A 12,179-nucleotide genomic window follows, 5' to 3' on the forward strand; every position below is an offset into this window, starting at 1 on the left:
TCGCCAAGAAAGCTCGCCGTGCATGGCGTAGACGTCTCGCGCTGGCAAGGTGAGATCGACTGGGAGACCTTGCGAAAGCAAGGCGCGAACTTCGTCTACATAAAGGCGACCGACGGCGGCGATCACCTCGATCCGATGTTCAGGAAGAACTGGCGACGCGCAAAGGAAGCCGGACTGAAGCATGGCGCCTATCACTTCTTCTATTGGTGCCGAACTGGCGGCGAACAGGCTGATTGGTTCATCCGCAATGTGCCGAAGGAAGCCAACGCGCTCCCCCCCGTCATCGACGTCGAATGGAACGGTGAATCGAGCTGCAAGCAAAGGCTCTCCCGCAAGCGCGTCCTGGAGAAGATGCAGGTGTTCATGGATAAGGTGGAACGCCATTATGGCCAGCGCCCGATCATCTACACCGCGCCGGATTTCTATCGCGACAACCTGAAGGGCGAACTGCTCAATTATCCCTTCTGGCTGCGCTCGGTAGCCGCTCACCCCTCCAAGGTCTATCCCGGCCGCAAATGGGTCTTCTGGCAGTATTCCGGCTCCGGCCTTTCCGAAGGCGTCGACGGCAAGATCGACCTCAACGTGTTCAATGGCGACGAGAGCGATTGGCACGACTGGGTGGTGTCGCGATAGGGAAACTGTTCCATGGTTTGGCCCCCCCTTCGATCCCCGTGCCAATCCGGAACAGATGGATGGCAAGATGCGCGAACAGATAGGTCTTTGCTAACGCAACGCCTTCAGCATTCTCTAAGCCCTCGCATGTAAAAGAATTTCATCCAGTTCTAGGGAAACGGCTGATGAGCATATCCGGCATTACGAACACTGCTCTTTCAGGAATGCGGGCGCAGGCGACGCGGGTCGGCGCAATTGCCAACAACATCGCAAACAGCAGCACGCCGGGCTATCCCAGGCTGAACACCAGCCTCACCCCCGTTGCGTCAAGCGGCGTTCAGGCCGTCGTCAGCCCGACCGCGTCGGATGTCGATCCGGCCACCGAAGTGAGCGACCTGATCGAAGCCGAGCAGAGCTACAAGGCGAACGCCGTGGTTTTCGAGACTGGCGCCGACATGTGGGAAATGCTGATGAGCATCAAGCGCGATTGAGCGCCCCTAAAGTGACGGTATTGTTATAAAATCGTCTCGAATCAGGCCTATGCCGATCCGCGCCATTGATGCGGGATCGATGCATGCCGGAATATCAGGATTTCGTTTTCATCACGGGAAGAGCTGAGCTCGATGCGGCGCCACTGGTGCTGCTGCATGGCAGCGGCATGCATGAACGCAATCTCATCGGGCTTGCGGACAAGGTCGGGCCGGATCGTCCTTATCTGGCGCTCAGGGGTGCGGTCGAGTGGGAGGAAGGCTTTGCCTTCTTTCGTCGAAACCCGGACCGGACGCTCGATTACATCGATCTCTTCAACGAGACCCATCACCTCGCTGATTTCCTGGCGAGGGCCTTGGAGAACGGTCTGCTGAGACGGCCACCTGTGCTGCTCGGCTTTTCGAATGGTGGGATCATGGCAGCTTCGGTCCTGCTGCATCGCCCGGAAACCGCAGCCGGCGCCATCTTGCTCAGACCGTTATCACCCGCGCCGGCCACCGATTTTCCCGACCTGAGAGGCCATCGCGTCCTGATACTCGCCGGCGAACGCGACGAGCGTCGCGCGCCTGGGGATGTTGTGCTGGTCAGGGATCAGATCGAAGAAAGTGGCGCCGGCGTCACGACGCGACTGCTCCCGGCGGGCCATGGCCTGGATGAGAGCGAACCGGATTTTATCATGAGTTGGCTGGCGGAAAATTTTCCGCCGGCCTGAAGGACGTCAGGAATGCGCCGGCTCGCTTTGGCGCTGGGCGGCAAGGGCCGCGAGATCGGCGGGCTTCAGCTCGACGGATTCGCCGCAGCCGCAGGCCGATGTCTGGTTCGGGTTGGTGAAGGTGAAGCCGGAGCGGAGCGTCGTCGCCTCGAACCCCATCTCCGTGCCGAGGAGATAGAGAGCTGCCGACGGCTCGACCCAGACTTTGGCACCGTCGCGCTCAATCAGATCGTCCTTGGCATTGGGCTCAGTCACCAGATCGATGGTGTATTCCATCCCGGCGCAGCCGCCCTTCTTGATGCCGACGCGCACGCCCTTGGCATCAGGCCCTGAATTCTCGACGATCGCTTTGACGCGGGCCGCAGCACCGTCCGTCATGCTCATGATTGCAAAGCCCATCGGCTCATTCTCCTTCCGCAACCGGGGTCAAGATCCGGTGCATCGTCATTCAAATGTAGTCGTCCGAGGTAAACGGATCAATACCGCGGGACGTCAATACCAGCCAACGGCGACCTGCGCCTCTTCGGACATGCGATCCGGCGTCCACGGCGGATCGAAGGTCATGGCAACCTCGACGCCCGACACGCCTTCGACGGCGCCGACGGCGTTTTCGACCCAGCCGGGCATCTCGCCGGCCACCGGGCAGCCGGGCGCGGTCAGCGTCATCATGATCTTCACCATCCGGTCGTCCTCGATGTCGATCTTGTAGATCAGACCGAGCTCGAAGATGTCGGCAGGAATTTCAGGATCGTAGACGGTCTTCAGCGCGCTGATAACGTCGTCGCTCAGCCGCGCCAGCTCATCGGCCGGAATGCTGGAATGCACGATGCCTTCGCGCACGTCGATCTTCTGTTCGCTTTCGTCCAGGCTCATCACCAACACTCCTCAAGCAAAAAACTTGCGCGCATATTCAAGCGCATCGGCGAGCGCATCGACCTCGGCGCGGGTATTGTACATGCCGAACGATGCACGGCATGTGGAGGTGACGCCGAAGCGTTTCAAGAGCGGCATGGCGCAATGCGTGCCGGCCCGGACCGCAACACCTTGCCGGTCGATCACCATCGAGACGTCATGGGCATGGATGCCGGCAAGCTCGAAAGAGAAGATGCTGCCCTTGTCGGGCGCCGTGCCAAAGACGCGCAGCGAATTGACGGATTTCAACCGCTCGACCGCATAGGCGGCAAGATCGGCCTCATGCCGGGCGATCGCCTCGCGGCCGATCTTCTCCATATAATCGAGCGCGTAACCCAGCCCGATCGCCTGCACGATCGGCGGCGTGCCGGCCTCGAAGCGATGCGGCGGATCATTATAGGTCACCACGTCCTCGGCGACTTCGAAGATCATCTCCCCGCCGCCCTGGAAGGGGCGCATCTCGAAAAGCCGCTCCTTCTTGCCGTAGAGCACGCCGATGCCCGACGGGCCGTAGAGCTTATGGCCGGTCATGACGTACCAGTCGCAATCGATATCCTGCACATCGACAGGTAGATGGACCGCGCCCTGGCTGCCGTCGATCAGCACCGGGATGCCGCGTTCGTGCGCGATCCGGCAGACTTCCTTGACGGGAACGATCGTGCCGAGCGCATTCGACATATGGGTGATGGCGACGAGTTTGGTGCGCTCCGTCAGGCTTTTCTCGAAATCTTCGATATGGAAAGCGCCCTCGTCGTCGACGGGCACCCAGACGAGCTTGGCGCCCTGCCGCTCGCGGATGAAGTGCCAGGGCACAATGTTGGAATGGTGCTCCATGATCGTCAGCACGATCTCGTCGCCTTCACCAATCTTCGGCATGCCCCAGCCATAGGCGACGGTGTTGATCGCTTCCGTCGAATTCTTGGTGAAGACGATGTCGTTCACCGAAGGCGCGTTGAGGAAGCGGCGAACCTTCTCACGCGCTGCCTCATAGGCGTCCGTGGCCGCATTCGAGAGATAGTGCAGGCCGCGATGCACATTGGCATATTCATGGCTATAGGCATGCGAGATGGCGTCGATCACCACCTGCGGCTTCTGCGCGGATGCGCCGTTGTCGAGATAGACCAGCGGCTTGCCATACACCTTCTCCGCCAGGATCGGGAAATCCCGGCGAATGGCTTCGACGTCGTATTGCGTGGCCGGCACTATCTTGTCCATTGATATATCCGATCAGGCGTGCTTTTCGAGCCAGGCCGAAATCACGCCTTCCAGCGCCTCGACCAGGTCCTCATCTTCCAGTTCCTCGACGATTTCGGCGACGAAGGCGTTGACGAGCATCGCCCGCGCCTTGTTCTCCGGAATGCCGCGCGCCATCATGTAATAGAGATGGTTGGCGTCGATATCGGTCACCGTGGCGCCGTGGCCGCACTGGACATCATCGGCGAAGATCTCAAGCTCGGGCTTGACCGAGAATTCTGCGTCGTCGGACATCAGCAGCGTGTTGCAGGCCATCTTGGCATCGGTCTTCTGCGCATCGGGCGCCACTCGGATCATGCCCTGGAAGACGCCCTTGGCACGGTCGAAGACGACGTTGCGGATCACTTCGGTCGAGCCGGTGTTCGGCACGTCATGGCCGAGCATCATCGTCACGTCGGTATGGCTTTCTGCTCCGAGCAGGTTGATGCCGCGCAGGGTCAGATCGGCGCCCTCGCCCGTCACCTTGATATGCAGCTCCTGCCAGACCAGCTTGCCGCCGGCATTGATGACGAAAAGCCGCAGCTTGGCGTCCGCGCGAAGATCGATGCGGATCTGCCCGAGATGCGTATCGTCAGCCCCCTGCTGCTGCAGGATGACCCAGGTCAGTTCGGCGCCTTCGCCAACCGTGATGTCGCTGACATGGGACACCAGCGCTGCATCGCCGGTCACCGTGCGGTGACGCTCGATGACGGTCGCCTTAACGCCGGCGCCGAAGGACACAGGCAGGCGCGTATGTGTCTGCCCACCGGCATGGATGAACTGGATTTCAAGGGGGTTTTCAAGCGCGGTATCGGCAGGCACGTCAACGACATAGCCGTCGCGCACGAAGCTGCCATTGATGCGGCCGACCGCGTCGTCAGAACCGAGTGCATCCAGGCCACCCGCGGCAGAGCCGTCAAGCAGACGTTCGGAATAGGCCGAAACGCCAAGACCGTCGACCGTAGCCTTCTGGTTGGAATGGCCCTGGATCACCGCCAGCACCGTCGAGTCGGCAACGAGCGGCTCCAAAGCCTGCGAGCCGGCATCGCCAGCCTGCTGCGGGACAGTGCGCAGCAGGTTCTTGAGGTCGCTATAGTGCCAGGCCTCGATGCGGCGCGTCGGCAGGCCGGCCTTCTTCAGGTCGTCGAGAAGCCGGTCGCGCAGTGCCGTCACCGCGCCATTGCCCGGCAGCTCGCCGATCTGCTGGTTGAAAGCCTCGATCAGCGCCGTCTCGGCCGCAGTCAGGCGGCTCGTCGTCTGCATATTCATGGACGTCGTCCTTTCCACCCGAAACTCAGGCCGCCGTGCCGATGATGTCGGCATAGCCGTTGGCTTCCAGCTCATGCGCCAGTGTCTTGTCGCCCGACTTGATCACCTGGCCCTTGTAAAGCACGTGGACGGTATCCGGCACGATGTAGTCGAGCAGGCGCTGGTAGTGGGTGATGACTACGACCGCGCGGTCCGGCGAACGCAGCGCGTTGACGCCGTCAGCGACGATCTTCAGCGCATCGATGTCGAGCCCGGAATCGGTTTCGTCGAGCACGCAGAGCTTCGGTTCGAGCAGCGCCATCTGCAGGATCTCGGCGCGCTTCTTCTCGCCGCCGGAGAAGCCGACGTTCAGCGGCCGCTTCAGCATCTCGGTATTGATCTGCAGCTTGCCGGCGGCATCCTTGACGCGGCGCATGAAGTCCGGCGTCGTCAGCTCGTCCTCGCCGCGCGCCTTGCGCTGCTCGTTCATCGCCACCTTGAGGAACTGCATGGTGGCGACGCCCGGAATTTCAACCGGGTACTGGAAGGCAAGGAAGATGCCCTTGGCGGCGCGTTCGGAGGGATCGAGCTCGAGAATGCTCTCGCCATTGTAGAGAATGTCACCCTCGGTGACTTCGTAGTCGCTGCGGCCGGACAGCACATAGGAGAGCGTCGACTTGCCGGAGCCGTTCGGCCCCATGATCGCGGCGACTTCGCCGGCCTTCACCGTCAGGTTCAAGCCACGGATAATCTCGGTGCCGTCCTCGGCGATGCGGGCATGAAGGTTTCTGATTTCAAGCATAGTCTCGATCTTTCACTTGGGGCTTTTCCATCCAGGGAAAATGCGTTCCATCAATTCTAACAATTCATCGACCAGTTCGGCTGCTCTACCAAGCAGCAGCACAACGGCACACAGGCCAAGAGACGAAAGGACGATCAGTTTGCCGATATTCCAATTAGCGAAAGCGACAAACATTCCCACGATGACACCGGCCAGCGACGTGGAGAACAAAAACATCAGAGCACTTGCTATCCAATGCCTTTGTTTGCCCGTCTGCCAAAGCGGCGACTTATCGTCCATTACCCCACCGAGCCCTCGAGCGAGATGCTGATCAGCTTCTGCGCCTCGACGGCGAATTCCATCGGCAGTTCCTGCAGGACTTCCTTGACGAAGCCGTTGACTATCAGTGCGATCGCCGCTTCGGTCGGGATGCCGCGCTGCAGGCAGTAGAACAGCTGGTCCTCGGAGATCTTCGAGGTCGTGGCTTCATGCTCGAACTGCGCCGTCGAATTCTTCGCCTCGATGTAGGGCACGGTATGGGCGCCGCACTTATCGCCGATCAACAGCGAATCGCACTGGGTGAAGTTGCGGGCATTCGACGCCTTGCGGTGAGCCGAAACCTGGCCGCGATAGGTGTTGTTGGAAACGCCGGCGGCGATGCCCTTGGAAACGATGCGGCTCGACGTGTTCTTGCCGAGATGGATCATCTTGGTGCCGCTGTCGATCTGCTGATGGCCATTCGAAACGGCGATCGAGTAGAATTCGCCGCGGCTGTCGTCGCCGCGCAGGATGCAGGACGGATATTTCCAGGTGATCGCCGAGCCGGTCTCGACCTGCGTCCACGAAATCTTCGAGCGATCGCCGCGGCAATCGCCGCGCTTGGTGACGAAGTTGTAGATGCCGCCCTTGCCGTTCTTGTCGCCCGGATACCAATTCTGCACCGTCGAATATTTGATCTCGGCATCATCGAGCGCAACCAGCTCGACCACAGCCGCATGCAACTGGTTTTCATCTCGCTGCGGCGCTGTGCAGCCTTCGAGATAGGAGACGTAGGCGCCCTCTTCCGCGATGATCAGCGTACGCTCGAACTGGCCGGTGCCCTTCTCGTTGATGCGGAAATAGGTCGACAGCTCCATCGGGCAACGAACGCCCTTCGGCACGAAGACGAAGGAACCGTCGGTAAAGACCGCCGAATTGAGCGTCGCATAGTAGTTGTCGCTCGTCGGAACGACGGAACCGAGGTACTTCTTCACCAGTTCCGGATACTCGCGGATGGCTTCCGAGATCGACATGAAGATCACGCCGGCCTTCTTCAACTCTGCCTTGAAGGTGGTGACGACCGAGACGCTATCGAAAACGGCGTCGACGGCGATCTTCGGCTTCTCGACGCCGGCAAGGATCTCCTGTTCACGCAGCGGAATGCCGAGCTTCTCATAGACCTTCAACAGCTCCGGATCGACCTCGTCGAGCGACTTCGGACCCGGCGTGCTCTTCGGCGCGGCGTAATAATAGATGTCGTTGAAATCGATCTTCGGATAGTTGACGCGCGCCCAGGTCGGCTCTTCCAGCGTCAGCCAGCGCCGATAGGCCTCGAGACGCCATTCCAGCATCCATTCCGGCTCCTGCTTCTTGGCCGAAATAAAGCGGATGATATCCTCGGACAGGCCTTTCGGCGCCTTGTCCATCTCGATGACGGTCTCGAAACCGTATTTATACTGATCCACATCGATCAGGCGCACCCGGTCGATTGTTTCCTGCACGGCAGCCATCTCATTCTCCAATCTCGCCGGATACAAGGTCCGGCAGCTTGTAGTGTTTGGGCAATTGTCTTGCCCCTTATGTAAGAGGCCAAAAGGGACTTTTCAGCCCGATTGGCAAGCAGAAATTTGCGTTTCCGCAAGTTTTGACACGGGGCAAGCCGCCTCCCCAGCCGACCTGCGCCGGTTGGCGATCTTTGCGAAAGCCGCAATCGCCCTGTCGATATCCTCTTCCGTCGTCGAAAAGCCGAGCGAGATGCGCAGAGCGCCGAGCTTGGCGTCACGTCCCATCGCCGTCAGCACATGGCTTTCGCCAAGGCGACCCGATGAGCAGGCCGAACCTGCGGAAAGTGCAACGCCTTCGAGATCGAAGGCGATCTGTCCAGTCTCGGCCTTCAGCCCCGGCAGGGTGAAGAAGATCGTATTGGCGACACGCTCGCCACCCTCACCGTGGATCATCACATCGGCTGCCGCCTCACGCATGCCGGTCTCGAGCCGCTCGCGCAACGCGCCGATTGCCGCATTGCGCGCCTCGAGTTCGTCGGCGGCGGCTTCAGCTGCCGCGCCGAAGCCGATCAGCGCCAGCGAATTCTGCGTCCCTGAGCGGTGACCCCGCTCCTGCCCGCCGCCCTGGATCAGCGGCCTGGGCATCAGTGCCTCGCCCTGCGCAATGAGCGCGCCGGCACCCTTCGGCCCGCCGATCTTGTGCGAGGAAACGATCATGAAGTCCGCGCCGATCCGATTGATATCGAGCGCGATGCGACCGGCCGCCTGCACGGCGTCGACGACGAAGAGCCCGCCATAGGCGTGGACGATCTTAGCCGCCGCCTCGACCGGCTGGACGATGCCCGTCTCATTATTGACGAGCATGATGGCGACCATCGGCAGGCCGGCGGCCTTGTCATGCGCATCGAGCAGGCGGCCGAGCGCATCAAGATCGACGATGCCGGCTTCCGTTACCGGGATTTCCGTCATCTTCTCTTTGGCGAAGCGGCCGCCTTCGCGCACCGCTGGATGCTCGATCGCCGAAAAATAAAGATGGCCAAGGCGAAGCGGCGTGCGGCCCATGCGGAAATCCGGCGTCAGCACCAGATTGGCAGCCTCGGTCGCGCCGCTGGTAAAGACCACATTGCCCGCATCGGTGCCGGCAAGTGCTGCCACCTTGCGTCGTGCGCCTTCGATGGCAGCGCGCGCGGCGCGGCCCTCTCCATGCACGCTGTTCGGATTGCCAAACACGTCGATGGCGCGCATGATCGCCGCGCGTGCTGCGGGGTGCAGCGGCGCTGTGGCATTCCAGTCGAGATAAAGGCGTGGCGGCGCCATGATCTTCAGTCCTGCGCTTGACGAGCTTGCTTCAGCGGCCGCGGTTCATTTTTCTTGAAATTTCCGCCGGGCTTGCCTTATGACACGTTCCACGATGCGTGGATCGCCATGCAAGTTTCGAATTGTTCTAAACTGCGTTTTAGAAAAGCTGACAACACTAGTCAAGTCATGTTGTCATCCAACGCAGCGCGAACGCGAAATAAAACCCGGAGTACCAATGCCCGAAGTTATTTTCAACGGCCCAGCCGGCCGTCTTGAAGGCCGCTACCAGCCCTCCAAGGAAAAAAGCGCGCCCATCGCCCTGATTCTGCATCCGCATCCGCAGTTCGGCGGCACGATGAACAATCAGATCGTCTACCAGCTCTTCTACATGTTCCAGAAGCGCGGGTTCACGACGCTGCGCTTCAATTTCCGGGGAATCGGCCGCAGCCAGGGCGAATTCGACCACGGCGCCGGCGAGCTCTCGGATGCCGCCTCGGCGCTCGACTGGGTGCAGAGCCTGCATCCTGATTCCAAAACCTGTTGGGTCGCCGGTTATTCCTTCGGCTCCTGGATCGGCATGCAGCTCCTGATGCGCCGGCCGGAAATCGAAGGCTTCATGTCGATCTCGCCCCAGCCGAACACCTACGACTTCTCGTTCCTGGCGCCCTGCCCCTCCTCCGGCCTGATCATCAACGGCGAGGCCGACAAGGTGGCGCCTGAGAAGGATGTCAACGGCCTTGTAGAAAAGCTGAAGTCCCAGAAGGGCATCCTGATTACCCATCGCACCGTCGCCAACGCCAACCACTTCTTCAACGGCCAGGTGGAAACGCTGATGGGCGAATGCGAGGATTATCTCGACCGCCGCCTCAACGGCGAACTGGTGCCGGAACCGGCCGCCAAGAGGATTCGCTGACACCAAAAATCTCAGCCTCATCAATGCCATGACGGTCCGGAACACAACCGGGCCGGCTGTGCCGGAACAGATCACCTATCGTGTTGCAATCCATGTTGCAGTGCGGTAGGGTCCTCGCGATCCTAACAAAAGCGAGGTCCGCAATGACCAAGTCGTTCGGGGAAGTCCTGGATAAGTATAGGGGAATTGGTCCGGGGTTCGATTTCCTTCGAATAGGGCTCGCCTTTTCCATCGTATTGACCCATTCCTTTTTGTTAACCGATAACAATGCCTTCATCAGGGGCTCAGTATTCTGGTTCACTGAATACGCTCTTGTTCCAATGTTCTTCGCGTTGAGCGGATTTCTGATCGCCGGCAGCGCCCAGCGCCTGAGCCTCCGGAATTTTCTGATCAACCGAGGCTTGCGCATCGTCCCGGCCCTTGCCGTCGATATCGTCGTTTGTTCGCTGATCATCGGGCCGATCATTACGGTCGTCTATCATTCCGAATATTTTACCGATCAGCGGTTTTTCAAATACTTCCTGAATATCGTCGGCTGGATCCATTACGAGCTGCCGGGCGTCTTCCAGGATAATCCGAGCCAGCGCGTCAACGGCGCTCTCTGGACGGTTCCCTGGGAAATCTTCTGCTACATCATCATGTCGTTCCTGATGATCACCGCCATCGTCAAGACACGCTATAAGCTGCTGGCGGTGACGATCGCCTACATCGTCATCGGCCTTATCGTGCAGAAGATGCCCTACCTGTTGCCCGGCTCGATCAAGCCGGTCGCTCGCTTCCTGTTCATGAGCCGAGGCTCGCAGCTGATCACGGCCTTCATGATGGGCATCGTCGTCTATCAGTTCAAAGCGGTCATTCCGCATTCCCGCTGGCTGTTCGCCGCTGCCTGCCTGATTTGCATCGTCGCCATTCTCACCCTCGATAGCCAAGCGACGGAGTCGGTGCTGAATCGGCCTTTGGTTATCACTTCCCTCGTTTACATCACCGTCTTCATCGGCCTGACTGAGGTGCCCATTCCGGCCTTCTTCAGAAAGGGCGACTATTCCTACGGCGTCTATCTCTACCATGATCCGTTTTTGCAGATCTGGATCAGCTCGTTCCCATCGGTCTTTCTCTACCCGAAATATGGTGCGCTGGCGCTCTATCTCGTCGGCCTGCCATCGGCTCTCGCCGTTGCGGTGCTGTCCTGGCATTTCATCGAGAAGCCGATCCTCGGCCTGCGCAAGAAATTCTCGTTTATCGCCCAGGTCAGGGGCGTCGAGGATGGCCATCAGGCTGGGCGCGAATCCCATGTCCGGCCGGTCGCCGTAAAGAGTTAGGGGTCTTTCGTCGGCCGCATATCGGCGGTCAGTTCGAAAGCCGTGTCCAGCACTCCATCGATCAGGATCGGCGCGCGTTCGCGCATGCCGATCTTTCTGAGGACGCGTTGCGAGGCGATGTTTTCGGGATGCGTGAAGGCGATGAAGCCCGATGCAAACTTCCTTTCGAAGAACCAGTCGGCAAGCGCGCTCGCCGCTTCCGTTGCCAGGCCCTTGCCCCACGCCTCCTCGCGCAGGGAATAGCCGAGTTCGAATTGCTCGTTCCTGAACTTCGAAATCCCCGCACGGCCGACGAAGCTGCCGTCCTCGGCGAGGAGCTTGTATTTGGTCGTGCCGTCGCCTGCCTGTTCCTCGAACCAGCCGCGCAGCCGCTCCTCAGCCTTTTGGAGGCTCCACGGCACGTTGCCGGACAGATATCGGGTCGTCGCCATCGTCGAATGCAGCTGCTGTACCAGGGCTGCATCGTCTTCGTCCCACATGACGAAGGTAAGCCGTGGCGTCTTCAGTATGACCCTTTGCTCTGTCATGGCGTTGCCAGCACCCCACCGCTGACGGGAGCCGCGACCCCTGTCGTGCCAGGGAATGTCAGCGGCAGCCCGTCCAGCGACCGGACGGCGAGATAGGCCCAGGCCTCGGCTTCCATCGCATCGCCGTCGAAGCCCGCCTCCTCGGCCGTCAACACCCTCGAGCCCAGCCTTTCGGCCATGACTGAGAACTCTGCCATCAGGGTGGCGTTCAGCCGCCCGCCGCCGCAGACGATATAGATCGCTGGGGTCTCCGGCAGAAAACCGGCAGATTTGATGATCGAGGCGGCGGCGACATGCGCCAGCGTCCGGGCACCGTCTTCAAGACCCGCCTCCTCCGGCCGAAGCGGCGCAAAATCGCCACGGTCCAGCGA

Annotated in this window: 15 protein-coding genes; 5 read left to right on the top strand and 10 right to left on the bottom strand. The window is 60.4% G+C overall.

The genetic code is table 11. The annotated features are described in order from the left end of the window. From FY112_RS05370 to FY112_RS05380, 3 genes are all read left to right on the top strand, one after another. Positions 1-633, top strand: a 633-nt coding sequence (locus FY112_RS05370) for a GH25 family lysozyme (RefSeq protein WP_181018160.1), incomplete at its 5' end; no start/stop codon positions are given. Between the two features lie 164 nt (positions 634-797). Continuing rightward, on the top strand, positions 798-1,103 hold the full coding sequence (locus tag FY112_RS05375; protein WP_131644164.1) for a flagellar basal body protein: 306 nt from the start codon (positions 798-800) through the stop codon (positions 1,101-1,103). A gap of 83 nt (positions 1,104-1,186) precedes the next feature. Continuing rightward, positions 1,187-1,813: an alpha/beta fold hydrolase gene (locus tag FY112_RS05380; protein WP_151517903.1), complete on the top strand. Its 627-nt coding sequence runs from the start codon at positions 1,187-1,189 to the stop codon at positions 1,811-1,813. A gap of 6 nt (positions 1,814-1,819) precedes the next feature. Here FY112_RS05380 and sufA read toward each other — a convergent pair whose 3' ends face one another. The 8 genes from sufA to FY112_RS05420 form a co-directional block, all read right to left on the bottom strand. Further along, positions 1,820-2,212: a Fe-S cluster assembly scaffold SufA gene (gene sufA / locus FY112_RS05385; RefSeq protein ID WP_131644166.1), complete on the bottom strand. Its 393-nt coding sequence runs from the start codon at positions 2,210-2,212 to the stop codon at positions 1,820-1,822. A 93-nt stretch (positions 2,213-2,305) separates the two neighbouring features. Then, a complete protein-coding gene (locus tag FY112_RS05390; RefSeq protein WP_003559708.1) occupies positions 2,306-2,686 on the bottom strand; it encodes an SUF system Fe-S cluster assembly protein in 381 nt (126 codons plus the stop codon). Between the two features lie 12 nt (positions 2,687-2,698). Further along, the gene (locus FY112_RS05395; protein WP_131629944.1) at positions 2,699-3,940 is read right to left on the bottom strand and encodes a cysteine desulfurase; all 1,242 of its coding nucleotides are present in this window, start codon (positions 3,938-3,940) and stop codon (positions 2,699-2,701) included. Positions 3,941-3,952: 12 nt separating this feature from the next. Next, positions 3,953-5,227: a Fe-S cluster assembly protein SufD gene (gene sufD, locus FY112_RS05400; protein ID WP_151517904.1), complete on the bottom strand. Its 1,275-nt coding sequence runs from the start codon at positions 5,225-5,227 to the stop codon at positions 3,953-3,955. Positions 5,228-5,252: 25 nt separating this feature from the next. After that, a complete protein-coding gene (gene sufC / locus FY112_RS05405) occupies positions 5,253-6,008 on the bottom strand; it encodes a Fe-S cluster assembly ATPase SufC (protein WP_025394710.1) in 756 nt (251 codons plus the stop codon). A gap of 12 nt (positions 6,009-6,020) precedes the next feature. Further along, positions 6,021-6,287 (bottom strand): hypothetical protein, encoded by a 267-nt coding sequence (locus FY112_RS05410; protein ID WP_017960608.1) that lies wholly within the window; start codon positions 6,285-6,287, stop codon positions 6,021-6,023. Next, positions 6,287-7,756, bottom strand: coding sequence for a Fe-S cluster assembly protein SufB (gene sufB / locus FY112_RS05415; protein WP_027667517.1), 1,470 nt, complete (start codon positions 7,754-7,756; stop codon positions 6,287-6,289). The genes FY112_RS05410 and sufB overlap by 1 nt, the downstream gene beginning before the upstream one ends. Positions 7,757-7,849: 93 nt before the next feature. Beyond that, positions 7,850-9,067, bottom strand: coding sequence for a cysteine desulfurase family protein (locus FY112_RS05420; protein ID WP_131619854.1), 1,218 nt, complete (start codon positions 9,065-9,067; stop codon positions 7,850-7,852). Between the two features lie 217 nt (positions 9,068-9,284). On the opposite strand from FY112_RS05420, the gene FY112_RS05425 reads away from it, so the two are divergent. Beyond that, entirely contained in the window at positions 9,285-9,962 is a 678-nt protein-coding gene (locus FY112_RS05425) for an alpha/beta hydrolase (protein ID WP_094085875.1), read from the top strand. Positions 9,963-10,105: 143 nt separating this feature from the next. Continuing rightward, positions 10,106-11,281, top strand: a complete 1,176-nt coding sequence (locus tag FY112_RS05430) for an acyltransferase (protein WP_151517905.1) — start codon at positions 10,106-10,108, stop codon at positions 11,279-11,281. Here the strand turns inward: FY112_RS05430 and FY112_RS05435 are convergent. Next, a complete protein-coding gene (locus tag FY112_RS05435) occupies positions 11,278-11,808 on the bottom strand; it encodes a GNAT family N-acetyltransferase (RefSeq protein WP_151517906.1) in 531 nt (176 codons plus the stop codon). The genes FY112_RS05430 and FY112_RS05435 overlap by 4 nt on opposite strands. Further along, on the bottom strand, positions 11,805-12,179 hold a 375-nt coding region (locus FY112_RS05440), incomplete at its 5' end, for an anhydro-N-acetylmuramic acid kinase (RefSeq protein WP_181018161.1). The genes FY112_RS05440 and FY112_RS05435, both read right to left, overlap by 4 nt.

The organism is Rhizobium sp. PEPV16, from assembly GCF_008919455.1.
GTDB classification, from domain to species: domain Bacteria; phylum Pseudomonadota; class Alphaproteobacteria; order Rhizobiales; family Rhizobiaceae; genus Rhizobium; species Rhizobium leguminosarum_Q.

What these genes read in the sequence shown, in the direction of transcription:
- sufB (WP_027667517.1), bottom strand. Translation starts at nt 7,756, where the DNA reads ATGGCTGCCGTGCAGGAAACAATCGACCGGGTGCGCCTGATCGATGTG.
- FY112_RS05390 (WP_003559708.1), bottom strand. Translation starts at nt 2,686, where the DNA reads ATGAGCCTGGACGAAAGCGAACAGAAGATCGACGTGCGCGAAGGCATC.
- FY112_RS05380 (WP_151517903.1), top strand. Translation starts at nt 1,187, where the DNA reads ATGCCGGAATATCAGGATTTCGTTTTCATCACGGGAAGAGCTGAGCTC.
- sufA (WP_131644166.1), bottom strand. Translation starts at nt 2,212, where the DNA reads ATGGGCTTTGCAATCATGAGCATGACGGACGGTGCTGCGGCCCGCGTC.
- FY112_RS05435 (WP_151517906.1), bottom strand. Translation starts at nt 11,808, where the DNA reads ATGACAGAGCAAAGGGTCATACTGAAGACGCCACGGCTTACCTTCGTC.
- FY112_RS05420 (WP_131619854.1), bottom strand. Translation starts at nt 9,067, where the DNA reads ATGGCGCCGCCACGCCTTTATCTCGACTGGAATGCCACAGCGCCGCTG.
- FY112_RS05375 (WP_131644164.1), top strand. Translation starts at nt 798, where the DNA reads ATGAGCATATCCGGCATTACGAACACTGCTCTTTCAGGAATGCGGGCG.
- FY112_RS05395 (WP_131629944.1), bottom strand. Translation starts at nt 3,940, where the DNA reads ATGGACAAGATAGTGCCGGCCACGCAATACGACGTCGAAGCCATTCGC.
- FY112_RS05410 (WP_017960608.1), bottom strand. Translation starts at nt 6,287, where the DNA reads ATGGACGATAAGTCGCCGCTTTGGCAGACGGGCAAACAAAGGCATTGG.
- sufD (WP_151517904.1), bottom strand. Translation starts at nt 5,227, where the DNA reads ATGAATATGCAGACGACGAGCCGCCTGACTGCGGCCGAGACGGCGCTG.
- sufC (WP_025394710.1), bottom strand. Translation starts at nt 6,008, where the DNA reads ATGCTTGAAATCAGAAACCTTCATGCCCGCATCGCCGAGGACGGCACC.
- FY112_RS05430 (WP_151517905.1), top strand. Translation starts at nt 10,106, where the DNA reads ATGACCAAGTCGTTCGGGGAAGTCCTGGATAAGTATAGGGGAATTGGT.
- FY112_RS05425 (WP_094085875.1), top strand. Translation starts at nt 9,285, where the DNA reads ATGCCCGAAGTTATTTTCAACGGCCCAGCCGGCCGTCTTGAAGGCCGC.